The sequence below is a fragment of the Vitreimonas sp. genome, assembly GCF_035627415.1.
Taxonomy (GTDB): Bacteria; Pseudomonadota; Alphaproteobacteria; order Caulobacterales; family Aquidulcibacteraceae; genus Vitreimonas.
Map to the genome: position 1 here is coordinate 278,042 of NZ_DASPLU010000009.1, position 20,184 is coordinate 298,225.

Sequence of the window (20,184 nt, forward strand, 5' to 3'; positions counted from 1 at the left end):
GCGTGAGTTTTCAGAGCCCTCACGCCCGCATTAGGCCGCTTTGTCGTTCGGCAGCGTCTTCATGTCCATCAAGCGCCATAAGTGCCATGCAGCGGCGCTGCGCCACGGCGCCCAGCGTTCGCCATAGGCGCCCAGTTCCTTCGGCGTGAAGCTGCGGCGGTAAAGCTTTTCCGCGCCCTTGCGCACACCGAGATCGTCGATCGGCAGCACGTCCGGGCGCCCCAGTGTGAACATGAGGTACATCTCGACCGTCCAGCGGCCGACGCCGCGCGCGGCGGTGAGGCGCTCGATGATCTCTTCATCCGGCAAGCGGGTGAGCGCGCGGGCCTGCGGGATCGTCCCGTCGAGCCGCTTTTGGGCGATGTCCTGGATGGCGGCGATCTTTTGGCGCGAGAGGCCGGCGCCGCGCAACAGTGCCGGGTCGGCAGCGAGGATATCCTCGGGATTGGGGTGATCCTTGTCCGCCCAGAGCGCGATCAGACGGCCATGAATGGTGGCGGCGGCCTTGCCGGAGAGCTGCTGGAAAACGACGGCGCGGATGAGGGCGCGGTACGGGTCTTTGTTTTTGGCGAAGCTGGTGGGGTATGGGTCGTGATGCTTCACCACGGCGGCGAAGCGTTTGCAGATTTTGCTCAGCTCTTTTTCGGCCTCGCCCACGTCACACTCCCAGCACCGGCCGCAGCGTGCGCCAGATGGGTTCGAGCGCGAAGGCAAGCAAGACGGCCGCGCCTATGATGGCGTTCGCCTTGAAGGCTGCAAGCGCCGTTTCCGGACGTGCGTCGTCGATGCGCGCGAGCATCGGGTAGATCAGAAGCGCGGCGATGAGCGCCAGCGCCGCCGCGACAAGGAGGCCGGCGCCGCCGACGGACGCGGCTGCAGTCCAAAGCGCGAGCGCGGCGACGTAGAAGACGGTGGTCCAGGTGCGCCATTTGTCGGCGAAGAGGCGCGCGGTGGAGCGGACGCCGACCAGGGCGTCGTCCTCGCGGTCCTGCAGCGCGTAGATCGTGTCGTAGCCGATGGTCCAGCAGATGCAGCCTGCGTAGAGCGCGAACGCTTCGAGCGGCACGACGCCGGAGAGGTACGTCGATGCGGCGCCGCCGACCAGCGCGCCCCAGCTGAAGACGATGCCGAGCCAAGCCTGCGGCCACCAAGTGATGCGCTTCATCAGCGGATAGAGCGCCACCAGCGGAATGGCGATGAGCGCAACGAGCTGCGCCAGCGGCGGCAGCATCAGCAGCGCGACGAGACCGAAAAGGCATTGGGCGAGCAGCCAGGTCCAGGCCTGTTTCAGCGTGACGGCGCCGGATGGGAGGGGGCGGAGGCGCGTGCGCTCGACTTTTGCGTCGATGTCGCGGTCGAGGATGTCGTTGTAGGTGCAGCCGGCGCCGCGCATGGCGATTGCGCCAAGGAGAAAGGCGAGCGCGTAGCGCAAATCCTCCCAGTAGAAGCCGTAGCCGGTGCGCGCGACGGCGATCCCCATCAGGCACGGCAAGAGCAGCAGCTGCCAGCCGATCGGGCGGTCCAGACGCGACAGCTGCGCGTAGGGCTTCCAGGCGCGCGGCAGTGCGTCCGTCCAGTGTTGCTTCAGGGCGTCGGCGGGTTTCAAATCTGTCACGTCGTGGTGATGCGGCGGGGTTTTGCTTTACGCAAGTGCGCGAAAGCGGTATGTGAGCCGTCCTTCGACAGAGGAGCTGTCTGGATGAACACCCGCTTGAAATAAGCACGGCGCCGCGAACGGTCGCCGTCGAGCCTGAAGAGAGCGCTGCGCTCGATCGGCTCCAAGTCCCCGATTGCGATTGGGGAAACCGGTTCGCGAAGCAAGCCGTGCTGCGGGTGTTGCGCGTCGATTGACGCTTCGCTTCCAGCGCTTCGTTTCCCACTTCTGAGTTCGCACTGCCGCGCCAGCGGCTGCGCTTTGGTATTCCGATGAGCGATACGTTCGATTTCGACGATGAGGCCGAGGGCGGCCGGCGCAAGGCAAGCTTGCGCCAAGTGGCCGCCTTCATGTGGAAACACTGGTCGAGCCAGCCGGGCAAGCTTGCGCTGGTGGGGCTGTTCTTCGGCGCGGCCGTGGTGGCGGACCTGGCGATGCCGTTCGCGTCCAAGCACTTGGTGGACGCGCTCACGGCCGGGCCTTCGGAGGCGGGGCAGCGCGCGGCCGCCTGGGGTTATGGCGTGGTCGTCCTGTTGGCGTTCGTCTTCTACATGACGCGGAACATTGGCGTGCGCTTTCACATCCCGTTCGCGTCCAAGAACATGGAGCGGATCGTCACGGACGGCTTTCGCGACGTGCAGCGCTTTTCCGCCGATTGGCACGCCGACAATTTCGCCGGCGCGACGGTGCGACGCGTGTCGCGGGCGATGAACGCGTACGACGTCATTTCGGACACGATGGTCTGGTACATGATACCCGCGGCCGCCGTGCTGATCGGGGTGACGGTGCTGACATTCATGCAATGGCCGGTGATCGGCGGCTTTACGGGCGTCACCATTCTGGCGTTCCTGGCCGTAGCGTATCTCGCCAGCCGCTTCTATGTGGCCGAGCCGCTGCGCCGCTACATCAAGGCCGACACGGAGATCGGCGCAGCCCTTGCGGACGCCGTCGCATCGAACGCGACGGTGAAAGCGTTCGGCGCGGAAGCGCGCGAAGAAAAGCGGTTCGACGGCGTGGTGCAGGCCTGGACCAAAGAGGCCAATCACACCTGGAGCCGATTCACCAATGCCTGGGTGCTGCAGAACATGCTGCTCTGGATCCTGCAGGCGGGCCTGTTGGGCCTCGTGCTGCTCGAATGGAGCAATGGGCGCGCGACGGCGGGCGATGCGGTGTTCGCGATCACCTCGTTCCTGCTGGTCTCAGGGTATCTGCGCATGCTGGGCGAGAACGTGCAGAATCTGCAAAAGGGCATCGCCGATATCGAGGACGTCGTCGCTTACGCGCTGGAGAAGGAGGACGTGGTCGACCGCGCCGATGCGAGGACGTTCGCCCCGGGCGCGGGGCACATCGTGTTCGACCGAGTGTCGTTCGGCTACAAGAACGCCGCCGAAATTCTCTACAGCGATTTCTCGCTGGAGATTGCGCCGGGCGAGACGGTGGCGTTGGTGGGCCCGACGGGCTCGGGCAAGACCACGTTCGTCAAGCTGGTGCAGCGTCTTTACGACGTCAGCGGCGGCGCCATTCGCATCGACGGGCAGGACGTGCGCGCGGTGACGCAGGCGAGCTTGCGGCGGAGCCTCGCGCTCGTGCCGCAGGACCCGGCGCTGTTTCACCGCTCGCTGCGCGAGAACATCGCCTACGCGCGGCCGGACGCCGCCATGGAGGAGATCATCGCCTGCGCCAAGCGGGCGCGTGCGCACGACTTCATCTCGAAGCTGCCGAACGGCTACGAGACCGAAGTCGGCGAGCGCGGCGTGAAGCTCTCGGGCGGCGAGCGTCAGCGGGTGGCGCTGGCGCGGGCGTTTCTGGCCGACGCGCCGGTGCTGATCCTCGACGAGGCGACCTCTTCGCTTGACGTGGAAACCGAACGGGAAGTGCAGGCGGCGATGGCCGAGCTGATGCGCGGGCGCACCACGATCGTGATCGCGCACCGGCTGAGCACGGTGCGCGAGGCCGACCGCATCCTGGTGTTCAACCAGGGCCGGGTGGTGGAGCAGGGCAGGCACGCCGAACTGATCGACGCGCGCGGGCTCTATGCGCGGCTGAACGCAATGAGCCGCGGCGACGTGATTGCGGAGGCGGCGGCCTGAACCCTGGGCCGCCGGTGTTCTGGCCCGTGCGGCGTTAGGCTTGCTGCGGCGGCGCGGCTTTGAGCGCCGCCGCCGGCGAGGACGCAGGCGGCGCAAGATACGCCCGCACGCGGCCCGTCGCGTCCGCGATCAGCCGTTTCCGCAAGTTTTGATAGCGCCACTCGCGCGTGAGCTTGTCCCACTGCGCTGCGCCCCACCACAGCAGCGGGAAGAGGAGCAGCGCGGTCATGATGCTGTAGACGTTGGCCCAAGCGATGGTCTTCGCCAACCCGAACCGCGCTGTCAGCCAGAACACGATGACGATCCCGAGCGCGATCGCGACGGCTTTGAGGAAGGCGTTGAAGAACGGCTTCTCACCGAGAAAGGCGCGCAGGCCGCGCTCGAACGCATCGCTCTCGCCGCTGGAGAGGTTGAACAGCATCAGGTTGACCGGCTGCCTGGCGCCCTTGGCGGCGCCGCGGACGATGGCGACGCGTTGGGTTTCGCGCACGCCGAGTTCGGTGTCTTCGAAATCGTACTTGTTCTCGCGGCCGTCGAGTTCGCGGACGAACAGGCGCATCCGGTTGGTGATGTGGCCGGGCTCGACCTGGGCTGCGCCGTCGCCGCGATCGAACACCACGGTCTCCGAGGTCAGCTGCACTTCGATGACGTCGCCGGCCGTGATCAGAAGCGGCTTGGCCATGGGTTCCCCTCCGCGTAGCGCGCCGATCCAGCGCCGCGCCGGCCGCTGGGTCAAGGGCGAAAGCTTGCACCGACGGGGAGGGCTTGGCAGCAAGGGACGATGCCCGAGCCGCGTTTGATGATCGAGGAGACGCTTGGCCCCGGCGCGGAGATCGCGCTGGAGGAGGGCCAGGCGCGCCACGTCGGGACGGTGCTGCGGCTGGATGCCGGCGACGCCGTGCGCGTGTTCAACGCGCGCGACGGCGAATGGCGCGCGCGGGTCAGCGGCAAGAGCAAACGCGGCATGAATGTGCGGGTGGAGGAGAAGCTGCGCCAGCCGCGGGCTGCGCCCGATTTGGAGCTGCTGTTCGCGCCGGTGAAACGGCACGCGACGGATTTGATCGTGGAGAAGGCGACGGAGCTGGGCGTCGCGCGCATTCGCCCGGTGATCACGCAGCGCACGATTGCTGAAACGGTGCGGGTTGATCGCCTCGCCGCCATCGCGCGCGAAGCGGCCGAGCAGACGGAGCGGTTCGATGCGCCGGAAATATTCGAAGCAGTGTCGCTGGCGCGCGCGCTCGACGGCTGGGATGCGGCGCGGCCGCTGATCTATGCGGATGAAGCGGGGGACGATGAGAGTGCGCCTTGGGGCGGTGAAAGAGGCAGAGGCGTGCCGCTGCTTGATGCGCTCAAAACCTCCCCCCTTGCGGGGGAGGTGGCCGCGAAGCGGCCGGAGGGGGGGCGATCAAACGAGCAGGCGCCTGAGCGTTTGAACGCCCCCCACCCCCCAAACCCCGCCCCGCGAGGGGGCGGGGGAGTCGCTTTGCTCATTGGCCCCGAAGGCGGCTTCACGCCGGAAGAGCGGCGGATGCTGCGCGGCTTGGCTTATGTCGTTCCGGTGTCGCTCGGACCGCGCATATTGCGGGCGGAGACGGCGGTGATTGCGGCTTTAAGCGTAATACAGTCGGCCTGGGGGGACTGGGGTCATGACTCAGCGTGAACGTCTAACGCGGCGCACTGCACTTGTGAGTTTGGCCGCCGCTGCGGCCGTTGCGCCGAGACCGGCTGAGGCTCAACTTCTGAGCATCCGCTCGCAGCGCTGCAGCACAGATATGGCGCCGACGGTCATGCCGAACGAAACCGTGCAACTGCGTCCGCCGCGCATCGAACCGCGCATTGGAGACATCGTCGTCTTTGAACAAGCTTGGGAGTTCGATGGGCGAGTTCATTTTTACATGAAGCGCATCGTTGCATTGGCGGGCGACCGCGTCGCCTTCAGCGACGGCCGCCCGATCCTTAACGGCAACGCCGCCACGAGCACTTTCGTCGGCTCAGAGGATCTTCGGTTTGAGTGCGAGGGCAGGAGTGTCTTCCCCGACCTTCGACGCTTCAGCGAACGTCTCGCTGGACGAACGTACGACACTTACTTCGACCCGACCGATACGTTTAGTAGCGGGCGGCCGCGTCATGGGCGGGAGATGGCTGAAATCCGGGTGCCGCCGGGGCACGTCTTCGTGGTGGGCGATTGCCGGGACCGCAGCGAGGACTCCCGTCAACATGGCCCGATCCCAGAGAGCGTGATTCGCAGGCGCGCGGTCGCCATCCTGTGGAGCCGGGACCGCAACCGCCTGGGGCTTGCGCTCGAATAGTCCTTGGAGCGGGCCGCCTCCCTTGCGGCCCGTGCGATCACGCTCCACATGCCCGGCAACGAGCCGCCTGGAGGAAGCGCTTGGCCCATACGAAAGAAAAGGCCCCGGTGCTGACGGGCTTCAGGAATCTCGTCGCGCACCTGGAGACCGGCCCCAAGCCCGATCGCGCGACGTGGCGCATCGGCACCGAGCACGAGAAGTTCGCCTTCGACCGCGATACGCTCGCGCCCGTGCCGTACGAGGGCGAGCGCGGCATTGGCGCGCTGCTGAACGGTTTGGCGGAGTCCTACGGCTGGGAGCGCGTTTACGAGGGTGAGAACGTCATCGCGCTGAAGCAGGGCATGGCCTCGATCACGCTCGAGCCGGGCGGGCAATTCGAACTCTCCGGCGCGCCGCTCGAGCACCTGCACCAGACCTGCGCCGAGACCGGCTCGCACCTGAAGCAATTGCGAGACGTCGCCGGCAAGATGGGCATCGCCTTTCTCGGCCTGGGCTTTTCGCCGCTCTGGTCGCTCGATGAGACGCCGATCATGCCGAAAGGCCGCTACAAGATCATGCGCGACTACATGCAGAAGGTGGGCCGCCTTGGCCGCCAGATGATGTTTCGCTCGTGCACCGTGCAGACCAATTTGGACTTCGGCTCCGAAGCGGACATGGTGAAAAAATTCCGCGTCGGCCTCGCGCTGCAGCCGATCGCGACGGCGCTGTTCGCGAACTCGCCCTTTGCAGAAGGGCGGCTCAACGGTTTCCTTTCGTATCGCGGGCACATCTGGACCGACACCGATCCCGACCGCACCGGCATGCTGCCGTTCGTGTTCGAGGACGGCATGGGCTTCGAGCGCTACGCCCAATATGCGCTCGATGTGCCGATGTACTTCGTCTATCGCGACGGCAAATACATCGACGCCTCGGGCCAGAGCTTCCGCGCCTTCATGGACGGCAAGCTGCCGGCGCTGCCCGGCGAGCGGCCGACGGCGAAGGATTGGGAAGATCATCTGACGACGATCTTCCCGGAAGTGCGGCTGAAGACGTATCTCGAAATGCGCGGCGCGGATTCGGGCCCGTGGTCGCGGCTCTGCGCGCTGCCGGCGTTCTGGGCCGGCATTCTCTATGACGATGCGGCGCTCGAGGCGGCGTGGTCGCTGGTGAAGAGCTGGACGGCGGAGGACCGCGAGAGCCTGCGCCGCGCCGTGCCGGTGCTGGGGCTCAAGGCGCCGATCCGCGGCAACAGCGCGCGCGACATCGCCCAAGCGGCGCTGGCGATCGCGCGCCAAGGTCTCAAGTCCCGCGCACGTGCGGACAATAGCGGCGACGACGAAACGCATTTTCTCGGCGAACTGGATGACATCGCCGCCACTGGCGTCACGCCCGCGGAGCGGCTGATCGAGCGCTACCGTGCGGAGTGGCGCGGCGACGTGCGCCCGGTGTTCGAGGCCTGCGCGTACTGACGTCGCGCCTGTTGACTTCGCCGCGGTCTCCACCCCTTTGTGCGCCCGGGCATTTTAGGGGGAACGCATGCTGATCTGGTCAGGCTGGGGAATCATGGTCGTCGTGTTCGTCGCGATCGGCTTGTTCGTGACGTTCGGCGCGGCCGACGTGTTGGAGCAATGGCTGCCTTACGGGCCGGCGCAGTCCGTGGGCACGCTGATCGGCGGCCTGCTCGCAACCACCGGCGTCTATCTCTTCGCGCGCTGGCGCGAGCAGGGCGAAGGGCGCGTGTTCGTCGATGAAGCCACCGGCGAGCGCATTGAGGTGCGGCCGAGCGCCGGCTCGCTCTTCTTCATCCCGACCCGTTTCTGGACCTGGATCGTGCTCGCGCTGACGCTCGGCATCGCCGCGTTGGCGTTCAACTCGACGCCCTTATACGGCGGGTAGTACGCGCGAGCGGCGCTTCGGTGTTGCCGCCGGTCGCGCCGAGAGCCATCCTACGGCCATGCGCGCGCTCGACCATCCGCTCTTCACGCCACGCCTCAAGCTCGCGCCGGTGACGGCGGAGATGGCTGAGGCGGCGCGGGCCGGGCAGGCGGCGTTCGCCGGCGTAATCGGGGCCGACGCGCCGGCCGATTGGTGCCAGGCCAGCCTCGGCCTCGTCGCACGCTCCATCGCGCACGTGTGGGGACCCGCCGCCGCGCCGACGCGCGCGATTGCAATTCATCGCGGTGAAGGCGTCGTCGTCGGCGACGTGCGGTTCGAGCCCTCGCTGCGCGCGGCGCGCGAGTTCGAGATCGGCTATGGCATCGCGCGGAGCCGCAGGCGGCAGGGCTATGCCGTCGAAGCGGCGGGCGCTGTGATCGACTGGCTGTTCGACGAGGCTGGCGCGGAAACGATCCTGGCCGGGTGCGATGCGGCGAATCTGGCCTCGGTGCGCACTCTGAGGCGTCTCGGCTTTTGGCTGGACTCCAATCCGGGGAAGACGTTCTGGTGGGTGCTGGACGCCGAACTCCGTTCAACCGATCGCGCCATCTGACAAATCGGCAAGTTTCTTACCACATGCGCAGGCTGGGTTGAGCGCCATCGGGCGGCGTGCTTGGTGAGGGTCCTGAATTTGCCTGGGCGGGCGCCGGTGCCTATCGCATACGATCCATTCCTTGCTGGACTGTCCGTTGTCGTCGCCATTCTCGCGAGCTACAGCGCGCTGGAACTGAGCCGGATGGCCCTCTGCGCACGCCATCGGACGAGGTGGGCGATCGGCGCTGCGGTGATGATGGGCCTCGGCGTGTGGGCGATGCACTTCACCGCCATGGGCGCAATGGAGCTGCCGGCGGCGCCCGGTTACAATGTGCCGCTCACGGCGCTGTCCGCGGCGCCCGCGATGATTTGCACGGGGCTCGCGTTCGTCTTCGTTCTTTACCGCGGCGCTAAACTGGAAAACCTGATCATGGCCGGCGCGCTGATGGCGGCGGGCATCGTCACCATGCACTACACCGGCATGGCCGCTTACGCGGTGCAGGGCTTCCTGATCGTTCACGACTGGAAGTTCGTCACTGCCGCCGGGCTGATCGCGTTCGTCGCTTCGACAACGGCGCTGTGGCTCAGTTTCCGGACCTCGAACGGCTATTGGCAGGTGCCCGCCGCGGTCGCGCTCGGCTTGGCTGTGGCCGGCATGCATTACACCGGCGTTTTCGGCATGGCGTTCTGCGCATCGCCCGGGGCTGCCTACGATATTGGACCGTTCGCTTTGACCGATGCGGACGGCAAACGCGTCGGCATCGTTTCCGTGCTGATCGGCGCCGTCGCCAGCACGTGCGGCGCGGTGATCGCCTCGTCGCAGCGGCGCTTGCTCGACATGCAACTCGATACGGCCAATGCGCTCCAACAAACCCAAAAGATGGAGGCGATGGGCCAGCTCACCGGCGGCGTCGCCCACGACTTCAACAATCTGCTCCAGGTCATGTCGAGCGGCGTCGAGATGTTGGCGCGCAACCAAGATCCGCAGCGCACGGAGATGATACGCGGCGAAATCAGGCGGGCGGTCGCGCGTGGTCAGAGTCTGACCAAGCAATTGCTGGCGTTTGCGCGCCGGCAGCGACTGGAGCCGAAAACGATCGATCTCGCTGCGCATTTGCAGCAAGCGCTGCAGCTCCTAGAGCGGCCGCTGCAGAGCAAGGCGACGATAGAGCTCGCTGCCGCGACCGACCTCTGGGCGATCGAAATCGATCCGAGCGCATTGGACAACGCGCTGCTCAATCTCGTCATCAACGCGCGCGACGCCATGCCCGACGGCGGCAAGATCGTCGTGTCGGCGCGAAATCAGCTGATTTCGGTCGGATCGAACCTAAACGTGCGCACCGGCCTGGCGGGCGAGTTGGTTGAAATCGTCGTCGAGGACTCCGGCGTCGGCATGTCGCCGGCGGTTCAGGCGAAGGCGTTCGAGCCGTTCTTCACGACGAAGGAAGCCGGCGCCGGCAGCGGGCTCGGCTTGGCGCAGGTCTGGGGCTTCGTGCAGCAATCGGGCGGCGCCGTCGTCATCGACTCGCGCGTTGGCGAAGGCACAGCGGTGCGCATCTTCCTGCCCAAGTCCAACGAAGAGATCGCAAAACAGACGCCGCAACTCGTTCCGCCTACGCAGCAGCCATCGCGCGGCGACATCCTTGTCGTCGAGGACGATCCCAGCGTCGCCGCGATGGTGACGGGCATGCTCGAGGAATTGGGTCTGACGGTGCGACGCGCCGAGAACGTCGACGCCGCCGTCGCGGCGATCCAGGCCGGGCGGCCGGACTATGTTCTGAGCGACATCGTCATGCCGGGCAAAAGCGGCCTTGATCTGGCGAGCTACGTTCGCGATCACCATCCCGGCTTGCCGGTCGTGCTGATGACTGGGTTCACCAAGGACACGGCGAAGAAGCGCGAACTGGGGTGTCCGGTGCTGCGCAAGCCGTTCACGATCGAAGAATTGGCGGCGGTGCTGGAGGCCGTGCAGGGCGCCGCGGTGCGCCAAGCCGTCTAGCGCCGGCGGACGCGTGTTCGAGGCGGCGGCGCGCGGTAGCGCGATGAGCCGACGCGGTCGGCGAGACGCTAAAGCGATCTTCCCCCGGGCGCCGCTTTGCTCTGCCGCCCCAATCGGGGGAACACTTTTCCTGCCGGCGCCCCACACAGGGCTCCGTTCAGCGTCCCGCGCTTGACGCATCGAAAAACGCAAGGCTTGTCTGTCGGCCAGTTTAGGGAGGGCGGCGCGCGAGGGCGTGCGCCCAGGGGATAAAACATGACTGACGCAACCGCCGGGGCGCCGCAGGGCTCCGACGAGCAGACCTTCCTCGGCCACCCGCGCGGCCTGGTCACGCTGTTCTTCACCGAGATGTGGGAGCGCTTCTCGTTCTACGGGATGCGCGCGCTGCTGGTGATTTATCTCACGCAGCACTTCCTGTTCTCGCAGAACGATGCGCAGGGGCTCTACGGCGCCTACGCGGCGCTCGTGTACCTCATTCCGGTGATCGGCGGCGTGATCGCCGACCGTTTCCTTGGCGCTCGCAAAGCGGTGACGATCGGCGCAGCGCTCCTGGTGCTCGGTCACTTCGGTATGGCGTTCGAAGGTTCGGGCTCGCGGCAGTATCTCGAAGCCGGCGGCGAGAGCTATCTCGTCTCAGCCGAAGGCCGCGGCGCTGGCCGTGTCGCGCATATCGATCTTCCAGAAGGCCGCGCACAACTGCGCTTCGATGTGCGGGAGTACGCCGACCTGGTCGCACAGGACATGCCTGTCCGCCGTCTCGAGGGCGACGCCTATTCGCTGACTTCGGAAGCGCCGAGCTTTGTCTATTCGCTGTGCAGCATGGTGGGCCTGCCGTGCGGCGAGCCGCCGGCGACGTCGCTGAACATCGAAGGCGAGGGCGCATACCCGATCCGCGTCGAAGGCGAGATGTCGGTGGTCGACATCAACGGCACGACCTATCAACTCGAGCAAACCAGCCTCCGCGATGCGGTGGCTTTCGATCCGGGCGCGACCGATTCCGCAGACGACGATCGCACCATCCGCACGTTCGCGGACGGCAGCTATTCCGACCGCGTCCAGCAGGAGCAGCTCTACGTTCAGATCCTCTATCTCTCGCTGGCGCTGATCATCATCGGCGTGGGCTTCCTGAAGGCCAACATCTCGACGACCGTGGGCGCGCTCTACGCGCCGGACGATCCGCGTCGCGACGGCGGCTTCACCATTTTCTACATGGGCATCAACCTGGGCGCGTTCCTGGCGACGCTCGCCTGCGGTTATCTCGGCCAGACCTACGGCTGGAAATACGGCTTCGGACTCGCCGGCGTGGGCATGCTGTTCGGCCTCACGCAATACCTGTTCGGCCAGAAATACCTCAAAGGCAAAGCCGATCCGCCAAAGCCGATCGGCAAGCTCACCGAGGGCGTGTTCTGGATTTTGGGCCTCGTCGCCGTGATCCCGGCTTGGATGCTGGTGCAGCAGTCCGAATTGATGGAAGACGCGCTGCGTATAGTCGTCCCGGCTCTCTTCCTCCTGGTGCTGGGATATGCGCTAATTGGCTTCAAGGGCGTCGAGCGCACCAAGATGGTTGCGGCCTTGATCTTGATCTTCTTCAGCGTCGTCTTCTGGATGCTGTTCGAGCAGGCGGGCTCTTCGCTCTCGCTCTACGCCGAGAACTCCACCAACCTCACCGTCGCCGCGCCGGGCTCGATCGGCCACACGATCACCACCTACGCGCTGTTCGCGGTCGCCATCCTCGGCGCGATCATGGTGCTGGTGTCGATCGTCTCCTTCCTCCAGAAGAAGATCGACGGGGTGATGCTGGGCTATGGCGTCGTGTTCTTCGCCCTCTTGGGCGGGGCGGCAGGCTACATCGCCTACACGACCGGCCTTGGCGGCGAGGTCTTCGAGATGACCGCGGCGCAGACGCAGAGCTTCAACGCCGGCTACATCGTGCTTCTGGCTCTGCCGTTCAGCGCCATGTGGCTGTGGCTCGCACGGCACAAGCTGGAGCCGTCGACGCCGGTGAAGTTCTCGCTCGGCCTCATCCAGGTCGGCCTCGGCTTCTTCGTGCTGGTGTGGGGCACGCAGTTTGCGGGACCGGACTTCCGCGTGCCGCTGATCTTCCTGGCGCTGCTCTATCTCTTGCACACCACGGGCGAGCTCTTCCTCTCGCCGGTGGGGCTTTCGATGGTGACGAAGCTGTCGGCGGCGCGTGTGGTCGGCTTGATGATGGGCGTGTGGTTCTTGTCCAGCTCGCTCGCGCACATCCTGGCCGCGATCATCGCCCAGCAGACGGCGTCCGACACTATCGCCGGCGTCGTGGTGAACCCCGCGGCGCAACTTCAGGCCTATGTCTCCGTGTTCACCGCGGTGGGTATCCTGGGGGTGGCGACGGGCGTCGTGCTGCTGTTGATCTCGCCGCTGCTGAAAAAGTGGATGGCGGACGTCCATTAACAGTAAAATCGTTACAAAACAAAGCGATCGGCGGTCCTCTGGGCCGCCGATTAGCTTTGTCGGATAGTTATGCCCCGAACAGCGTCAAGGCGTTGCGCCGGGTATTTTTTCCGGCTGTTGTAGACCGGACCGGGGGCCAGAACGGCGTCCCGTCCCTGGCCTTAACCGGTTCGGCGGCGCTGCCGCATTCCGGCTCGGGTCCGGCCCCGTTTGAGAACTAGATTGCGATTCTCGGCCGCGTTTCGCGGCCGCGAGGAGGTGCTGATGACCCGCGCGCGCACGACCCGCTCCAGGAAGAAGCCGGCGGAGGCTTCAGGAGCGGCGGCGCGACCCGAGGTCATGGACCTGCTGCTCGGCTGGAAAGCGGACGACAGCGGCAAGCTGCCGATGGGCTTTGGCGCGCCGCGCGCGGCGGAGCCGGTGATCGAGGGCGAAGCGCCGATCCTCTATGGCGAGGACCGGCATCTGGTGACCATCGCCCCGACCGGCGCCGGTAAGGGGCGGGGCGTGATCATCCCCAACCTGCTCCGGTTCGAGGGGTCGGTCATTGTCATCGACCCGAAGGGCGAGACTTGGCACGTGACCGCCCGGCGGCGGAAGGAAATGGGCCAGGAAGTGCGCCTGCTCGATCCGTTCGGCGCGGTGTCGAAGCGGACAGACAGCCTCAATCCGTTCGACCTGTTCAATCGCCCCGGCGCGCTGCTGGACGCCGATGCTGAAATGCTCGCCTCGCTGCTCGCGGGCGATGTCGGCTTCCACAAGGAGCCCTTCTGGGACAATTGGGGCCGCTCGCTCATGTCGGGCGTGATCGCCGCTGTCGCCGAGACCGCGCCCAAGGCCGAACGCCACTTCGGCAAGGTGCGCGAAATTCTGATGAGCGACGACGCGGTCTATAACCTCGCCGCGCTGATCGAGAGCCACGAAGAGTTGAACCGGCTCTCGAAGCAGAACATCTCGAGCTTCCTGCCGATCACCGAGCAGACACGTTCGGGCATTCTCTCGACCGCGCAATCGTATCTCAAAGTCGTCAACTCGGATTCGGCGCTGCGTTCGCTGTCGAAGTCGACCATCAATCTCGACGCCGTGCGCCGCGGCGATCCGATGACGATCTACATCGTCATCCCGCCGGACAAACTCGAAAGCCACGGCGCGCTTCTACGCCTCTGGGTCGGCGCGCTGATGTTGACCGTCATGGGCCGCAAGCGCCGCCCGAAGCGCTCGACGCTGTTCCTGCTCGACGAGTGCGCCCAGCTCGGCGAATTCGGCCCGCTGCGGCAATCGATGACGCTGCTGCGCGGCTACGGCCTGCAAGTGTGGCCGTTCTTCCAGGATCTGTCGCAGCTGCAGCGGCTCTATCCGAAGGACTGGCGCACGATCTTCAACAATGCGGGCGTCTTCCAGCTGTTCGGCGTCGCCAATCATCTGATGGCGAAAGAAAGCTCCGATCTGATCGGCGACATCAACGCCGATACGCTCCGCGCGATGACCAAGGATCAGCAGATCATCTCGGTCGCCAACGAGAAGGCGCTGAATGCGCGGCTGCCGGATTATCTGCAGGACGCGCCGTTCGCCGGCCTCTGGGACGCAAACCCGATGTTCGAATCGGAAGGCCCGGCGCCGGCGGCGAAACGGCGGGCGCCGCGCTCGCGCTAGACTCGTTCGAACAAGCCTTCGTAGCGCATGACGAGGCCATCAGTGTCGAAATCCAGCAGGGCCCTGAAACCGTCGGCGACGCCCAGATCGACATAGCGCCAGCGCTGCGGACCGACGAAGTCGTAGCGCTGGCGCGAGGGCTGCACGCTCAGGTCGGCGGCGTCGACATAGAGGGCGGTGAGTTCGCTAGGCTGATGTTTCAGCCCGCGCAGCGCGAGGCCGTTGCAGAACGGCGTCGCCGAGACGTCGATCTCGAGACAATCGGCGAGCTCGGGGCGCTCTTCGCCATCGATACGCCAACCGTGCTCGCGACGTTCGATCGTGAGGCTGTGGCCGTCCTCCCGTTCGATCCGCAACAGGCGTGAGCGCCAGTCGCCGTCGAGCCGCCAGTGACAACGCAACGCAAACGGCGTTTCGCCGGCGTCGATGATGGTGGAGCGCGCTTCGACGGCGTCTTCTCTTGCGGTGATCCGCATGAGTTCGAGGCCTGGATGATCCAGCCGCCGCCAACGATAGGTTTGCTCCGTCATCACGCGCAAACGCGCGCGAAGCCAAGCGGTTGCTGCTTAGGGCCGTGTTGCGGCTTGTCGCGCCAGTTCTTCGTCGAACGCGCGCTCAAGCCGTTCGTTCAATTGGCTCAGCGCATTCGGATCGACGAAGGCGGTCGCATCGCCAGCGCGCCGTCGGGCGCGGCGTTCTTCAAGGCCCATGAAGTCTGGGTGATTGGTGAGCAGCACATCCGCGTCGATCTCGCGCACGCGGGCGAAGGTGGCGCGAAAGTCCGCGACGATGCCGGGATAAGCCGGCGGGACCAGCGACTGGCCTGCGACCGTCGCGCTGCAGTGGAAGAAGGCGCGATGCGGCGCGCCGTCCGCACCGGCCACATCCATGCTCCATGATGTGCAGCCCGGCGTGTGGCCGGCAGTAATGTGCGCGGTGAGCGTGACGCCGCCGAGCGTCAGCGTTTCGCCGTCGGCAATGACGCGATCGACGCGAATGGGCGGAAAGCGCATGCCGGCGGACGGTCCGTATGGAAAACTCCCCGCCTCCAGGGCGCCGCGATCGGCTTCGCTGGCGACCATCTGTGCGCCGCTGGCGCGTTGCAGGCGGGCGAGGCCCGCGGCGTGATCGACATGGGCGTGGCTGTTCAACAGATAGCGTACATCGCCGACCTCAAAGCCGAGGCGTTCGACGTTGGCTATGATGAGCGGCGCGCTCTGCGCGAAGCCGCCATCGAGCAGGACGTGACCGTCCGGCGTCGTAATCAGAAAGGCGCTTACGCCCTTGACGCCGACATAGTGGATGTTGCCGACGATCGTGAATGGTTCGACGTTTGCATTCCAATCGCCCCAGTCGCTGGAGAGTGGCGCGCCTTCAGCGGCGGCAATCTGCTCCTCGCTCGCGAGCGGCGGCAGAGAACTGGCCGATGGATCGGAGGCCGGCGCCGCGCAACCAGCGAGAAGGAAAAGCGGGATCGTCAAATGCTTGAGCACGCGCGCTTCTTACGGGCGGCGGCGCGCGCGTGGAAGGGGCTCTTCAACGGGTCCCGCAAAAGCCGGGGGCCGCGCGCAAGATGAACCGCCGGCGCCGCTGCAGCTCCAGAACGGGTGGGGGAGGCGCTGCAGGTGGCGTCGGCGGCCCAAACGGATCAGAAGCGGCCGCTCAGCTCCAGGATGAACCAAGGCGCGCTGGCGAACTGGCGCATGCGGATGTCCTGGGCGACGAGAACGCCGCTGCGGTCCGGCGCGAAGAAGCGCCGGTCGCGGTTGACGTCGCCGTCGAACAGATTCGCGGCCCACAGGCGCAGCTTCATGTCGTTCGGCAGCGCCGTCGTCTCGACGAAGAGATCGATCCACGGACCTTCTTCGTTGGTGTCGGTTTCGTTGAAGCGGTGGGCGCGGAATTCGCCTTCCTTGAACACCTCGATGCCCCAGGCGAATTTGATGTCCGGCAAGTCTTGGCGGAACGTGACCTGATAGCGCGACTCGGGCGTGAACGAGATGATGCGCGGTTCGCCCGTCACCGGATCGGTCACTTCGTGATCGGCGAGCATGCCTTCGATGGTGAGGCGTCCGCCTTCGATGAAGGGCACCGGCGTCGAGAAATTGACATCGAGACGCGTCATCTCGCCGTCGCCGATATTGCCCGGCGCGTCGTAGACGAGATCATCCGACGGATCGAGCGGCGTGCCGTTGTTATCTTCGATCTTCACGAGATCGGAAACGTCGCTGATCTCGTGCTGTGCGAGCGTGAAGGTGAGCGCGGCGCCGCCCGGAAAGCGCAGGTCGCCGCCGAGTTCAGCGATCCAGGCGGTTTGCGGCACCAGCTCCGGATTGCCGCCCGCGATCAGGTTGTCGGCGACTGACGCGGCCGACGTGAAGTCGCCGAAGTCGAGCTGGCCGACATCGCGGTGGATGCGCAGACGCAGTTGGTTGTTGGCGCCGAACGTGCGCGAGAGTTGCACCGATGGCTTCCAGTAAGAAAGTTCGACGACATCATTGGTGTCGCCGCTGAAGGTGAGCGTGGACGTTTCCCAGTTCACGCGCGTTTCGAGAGACCAGCGGTCGGTCGGACGCCAGGTTTCGGACACGAAGAACTCGGCGCGCTCTTCCTCGATCGAGACGTTGTCGTTGGTGAACGGGAAGACGACGTTGTCCTCGGCGTAGATCAGCGCTTGGTCGAGCGTGTTGATGGCGCCTTCGCCGCCGAACTCGACGCGGTGGCGTTCGCCCAGCGGACGAGCAAGCGAGGCGCGGAAGATGGTTTCGCCGCTTTCCTGACGCACGTCCTGGAAGTATTCGTCGATGACGAAATTGGTGTACGCGCCGTCTTCTTCGCTGGTGTAGACGCCGCGATTGGCGAGCGCGATCAGCGCTAGCGACCAGGGTCCGAAGTCGCGGTCGTAGTTGAGGCCGAGCTCGTAGCCGCGGCGCTGCTCTTCGAACACGCTCTCGAGATCGAAGTTGGAAGAGCCGTCCTGGTTGAAGAAGAAGAAGCCGTTGTCGGCATGGAAGCGCCACCAGTTGACTTGGCCCGTTGCGCTGAAGCGGCCGCCGGCGAGCGGGAAGGCGACATTGCCGTTGACCGTGCTTTCGCGAAAGTCGCGCGGCGAGGGGGTTTCGGCGCGCCCGTCCGGATTGCCTGCGCCGTCGAAGAAAACGCGCCAGCCCGGCAGGTCGCGATACTGGCTGAAGATCGAGCCGCTCAGGCCCCATTCGAAATTGCCGTTGCGGCCCGAGTACGAAAGCTCGCCGCGCGGCGCCGGCGTGTCGCGCGACGTGATCTCGAAGCCGGCTTCCCAGAGCCCGCTGCCGGCGGTGGGCGTGCGCACGATGTTGAGCAGGACCGATTGACCCGATGCGTCGCCTGCTACCGCGGCGCCGCGCAGCACTTCGATGCGGACCACCTGGTTGGCGGGAATGCGCGAGAGAATGCCGTCGACGGACTGGCTCTTGGTGCTGGGCCGGATGCCATCGATCAGCAGATTGCCGACCGCGCCCGAAAAGCCGCGCCGGTCGTCGCCGCCGTCAAGGGTGAAGCCCGGCGTCTGGCGCACCATGTCGAGTGCGTTCGATGGATTGTATTGATTGAAGTAGGCGGCTTCGTAAGTGACTCGGTCGCCGCTCGAAATCGGCGTAGCGGCCGCTTCGTTCGTCGGCGTTTCGGTCTGCGCATACGCAACGCCCGTCAGCGCAAGCGCCGACACCATCATGCGTCCCAGCATTATCGTTCCCCTCCCGTCGCGCCGTCTCCCGCGGCGTTGCGGCTTGTGCGCAGAAGCGCTGCTGCATGTTTCAGGATGATTGCAGCGGCTGCCACGGATGCGGCTGGGCCGGGTTTTTTCAGGGCGCAGTGCAGACAATGCGACGAAGCGGCGATCCGGTACGACGATTGAAAACGAAAACGCCGCCGGGAGGTCCCGACGGCGTTCCGTGATTCCAGTTCGAAGAAGCTTACTTCTTCTTGCCGGCGGCCTTCTTGGCTTTCGCCTTCGGCGCGGCCTTGGCGACTTTCGTCGCGGTCTTCTTTTTAGCAGCCATAGCTATCAACCTCCCCAGACATTGGGATGCACACAGCTTCTGCTTCGATTCTCTAAATTGTAAATGAGTACGCTCGGCCTACATCCCGCCGACTGTCAGTCCTTGGATGTAGAGCGTCGGCTGGCCGACACCCACGGGCACACTCTGTCCGCCTTTGCCGCAAGTGCCGACGCCTTCGTCCAGTTTGAGATCGTTGCCGATCATCGTCACGCGCGTGAGCGCTGAGGGACCATCGCCGATCAGCGTTGCGCCTTTGATCGGCGCTTTGATCTTTCCGTCCTCGACCAAGTACGCCTCGGTGCACTGGAAGACGAACTTGCCGGAGGTGATGTCGACCTGTCCGCCTCCGAAATTAACCGCGTAAACGCCGCGCTTCAGGCTGGCGAGGATCTCGGCCGGGTCTTTGTCGCCCGCGGTCATGAAGGTGTTGGTCATGCGCGGCATCGGCCGGTGCGCGTAGCTCTCGCGGCGGCCCGAACCGGTCGGCGCGACGCCGGTGAGGCGCGCGTTGAGGCGATCCTGCAGATAGCCTTTGAGGATGCCGTCTTCGATCAGCACGGTGCGCTGCGTCGGCGTGCCTTCGTCGTCGATGGTGAGCGAACCGCGGCGGTTTTCGAGCGTGCCATCGTCGACGACCGTAACACCCGGCGCCGCAACGCGCTGCCCAACCATGCCGGAGAAGGCGGAGGTGCCTTTGCGGTTGAAGTCCCCTTCGAGCCCATGACCGACGGCCTCGTGCAGCAGCACGCCCGGCCAGCCGGGACCGAGGACGACGTCCATTTCGCCGGCGGGGGCGGGGATGGCGTCGAGGTTCACGAGCGCGATGCGCAGCGCCTCATCGGCGAGCGCCCTCCAGCGCTCGGGCGCAATGAAGACCTCGTACGGCTCGCGTCCGCCGGCGCCGGCCGAGCCGGACTCGCGGCGGCCTTCACGCTCGACGGTGACGGAGATGTTGATCCGCACGAGCGGGCGATGGTCGTTCAGCTTGGCGCCGTCCGGGCGGAGAATGGTGAGGCCGCGATAGGCGCCGGCGAGGTTGGCGGCGACTTGGACGACGCGCGGATCCTTGGCCCGGCAATAGGCGTCGATCTCCGCCAGCAGGTCGGTCTTGGCGGTGAAGGTCGGCGACTCGATCGGGTCGAAGTCAGCGTAGAGGCGCCGGTTCACCTTGGCCGGGCTGACGTCGAGCGTCCCCTGGTGGCCGAGCTTCACCGCGGCGGCGGCTTCGGCCGCGCGCTCGACGGCTTCAGTTTCGAGCACGCTGGCGTGGCCGTAACCGGCGCGGTCGCCGGCGACGACGCGCAGACCAAAGCCCTGGGTGGCGTCGAACGAGGCCGACTTCAGCCGGCCGTCGTCCCAGTAGAAGCTCTCGGTGCGGCTGTCCTCGACGAAGATCTCGCCGTCGTCCGCGCCCTGGGCGGCTTCAGCGAGGATGCGGCGGGCGGCGTCCCAATCCATCTCGGCGGCTTGTTCGGGGTGGGGGGCGCGCTGGCCGTCAGCCATGAAACTCTCCTTCTGATGAGAGGAGAATATAGGAGGCGAGTCGGGCCGTCGCGTG

At 65.9% G+C, this 20,184-nt stretch carries 16 protein-coding genes; 9 read left to right on the forward strand and 7 right to left on the reverse strand.

Annotation, left to right across the window (positions count from 1 at the left end; genetic code table 11):
• Nucleotides 1–30: 30 nt before the first annotated feature.
• Both VEA80_RS07265 and ubiA read right to left on the reverse strand, forming a co-directional pair.
• Complete coding sequence (locus tag VEA80_RS07265; protein ID WP_325060040.1) at nucleotides 31–657, reverse strand: hypothetical protein; 627 nt, start codon at nucleotides 655–657, stop codon at nucleotides 31–33.
• Nucleotide 658: 1 nt separating this feature from the next.
• Complete coding sequence (ubiA, locus tag VEA80_RS07270) at nucleotides 659–1,615, reverse strand: 4-hydroxybenzoate octaprenyltransferase (RefSeq protein WP_325060041.1); 957 nt, start codon at nucleotides 1,613–1,615, stop codon at nucleotides 659–661.
• Between the two features lie 311 nt (nucleotides 1,616–1,926).
• Between ubiA and VEA80_RS07275 the strand changes: the two genes are divergently transcribed.
• Nucleotides 1,927–3,744, forward strand: coding sequence for an ABC transporter ATP-binding protein (locus tag VEA80_RS07275; protein WP_325060042.1), 1,818 nt, complete (start codon nucleotides 1,927–1,929; stop codon nucleotides 3,742–3,744).
• Between the two features lie 34 nt (nucleotides 3,745–3,778).
• Here the strand turns inward: VEA80_RS07275 and VEA80_RS07280 are convergent, their stop codons facing one another.
• Nucleotides 3,779–4,426, reverse strand: coding sequence for a hypothetical protein (locus VEA80_RS07280; protein ID WP_325060043.1), 648 nt, complete (start codon nucleotides 4,424–4,426; stop codon nucleotides 3,779–3,781).
• A 99-nt stretch (nucleotides 4,427–4,525) separates the two neighbouring features.
• Between VEA80_RS07280 and VEA80_RS07285 the strand changes: the two genes are divergently transcribed.
• The 8 genes from VEA80_RS07285 (at nucleotide 4,526) to VEA80_RS07320 (ending at nucleotide 14,586) form a co-directional block, all read left to right on the forward strand.
• Complete coding sequence (locus VEA80_RS07285; protein ID WP_325060044.1) at nucleotides 4,526–5,404, forward strand: 16S rRNA (uracil(1498)-N(3))-methyltransferase; 879 nt, start codon at nucleotides 4,526–4,528, stop codon at nucleotides 5,402–5,404.
• A complete protein-coding gene (gene lepB, locus VEA80_RS07290) occupies nucleotides 5,391–6,053 on the forward strand; it encodes a signal peptidase I (RefSeq protein WP_325060045.1) in 663 nt (220 codons plus the stop codon). Before VEA80_RS07285 ends, lepB begins: the two co-directional genes overlap by 14 nt.
• An 80-nt stretch (nucleotides 6,054–6,133) precedes the next feature.
• The gene (locus VEA80_RS07295; protein WP_325060046.1) at nucleotides 6,134–7,501 is read left to right on the forward strand and encodes a glutamate--cysteine ligase; all 1,368 of its coding nucleotides are present in this window, start codon (nucleotides 6,134–6,136) and stop codon (nucleotides 7,499–7,501) included.
• 67 nt (nucleotides 7,502–7,568) lie between these two features.
• Entirely contained in the window at nucleotides 7,569–7,928 is a 360-nt protein-coding gene (locus VEA80_RS07300; RefSeq protein ID WP_325060047.1) for a hypothetical protein, read from the forward strand.
• A 58-nt stretch (nucleotides 7,929–7,986) separates the two neighbouring features.
• Nucleotides 7,987–8,520: a GNAT family N-acetyltransferase gene (locus VEA80_RS07305; protein ID WP_325060048.1), complete on the forward strand. Its 534-nt coding sequence runs from the start codon at nucleotides 7,987–7,989 to the stop codon at nucleotides 8,518–8,520.
• A 96-nt stretch (nucleotides 8,521–8,616) separates the two neighbouring features.
• Nucleotides 8,617–10,500, forward strand: coding sequence for an MHYT domain-containing protein (locus tag VEA80_RS07310; RefSeq protein WP_325060049.1), 1,884 nt, complete (start codon nucleotides 8,617–8,619; stop codon nucleotides 10,498–10,500).
• A 255-nt stretch (nucleotides 10,501–10,755) separates the two neighbouring features.
• Nucleotides 10,756–12,933 (forward strand): peptide MFS transporter, encoded by a 2,178-nt coding sequence (locus tag VEA80_RS07315; protein WP_325060050.1) that lies wholly within the window; start codon nucleotides 10,756–10,758, stop codon nucleotides 12,931–12,933.
• Between the two features lie 264 nt (nucleotides 12,934–13,197).
• Nucleotides 13,198–14,586 (forward strand): type IV secretory system conjugative DNA transfer family protein, encoded by a 1,389-nt coding sequence (locus VEA80_RS07320; RefSeq protein WP_325060051.1) that lies wholly within the window; start codon nucleotides 13,198–13,200, stop codon nucleotides 14,584–14,586.
• Here VEA80_RS07320 and VEA80_RS07325 read toward each other — a convergent pair.
• The 4 genes from VEA80_RS07325 to tldD form a co-directional block, all read right to left on the reverse strand.
• Nucleotides 14,583–15,116, reverse strand: coding sequence for a putative glycolipid-binding domain-containing protein (locus VEA80_RS07325; RefSeq protein ID WP_325060052.1), 534 nt, complete (start codon nucleotides 15,114–15,116; stop codon nucleotides 14,583–14,585). The two genes, VEA80_RS07320 and VEA80_RS07325, sit on opposite strands and share 4 nt — an antisense overlap.
• 36 nt (nucleotides 15,117–15,152) lie before the next feature.
• The gene (bla, locus tag VEA80_RS07330; protein ID WP_325060053.1) at nucleotides 15,153–16,079 is read right to left on the reverse strand and encodes a subclass B3 metallo-beta-lactamase; all 927 of its coding nucleotides are present in this window, start codon (nucleotides 16,077–16,079) and stop codon (nucleotides 15,153–15,155) included.
• 155 nt (nucleotides 16,080–16,234) lie between these two features.
• Nucleotides 16,235–18,310, reverse strand: a complete 2,076-nt coding sequence (locus VEA80_RS07335) for an outer membrane beta-barrel protein (protein WP_325060054.1) — start codon at nucleotides 18,308–18,310, stop codon at nucleotides 16,235–16,237.
• A 394-nt stretch (nucleotides 18,311–18,704) separates the two neighbouring features.
• The gene (gene tldD, locus VEA80_RS07340; protein ID WP_325060055.1) at nucleotides 18,705–20,129 is read right to left on the reverse strand and encodes a metalloprotease TldD; all 1,425 of its coding nucleotides are present in this window, start codon (nucleotides 20,127–20,129) and stop codon (nucleotides 18,705–18,707) included.
• Between the last annotated feature and the right edge of the window lie 55 nt (nucleotides 20,130–20,184).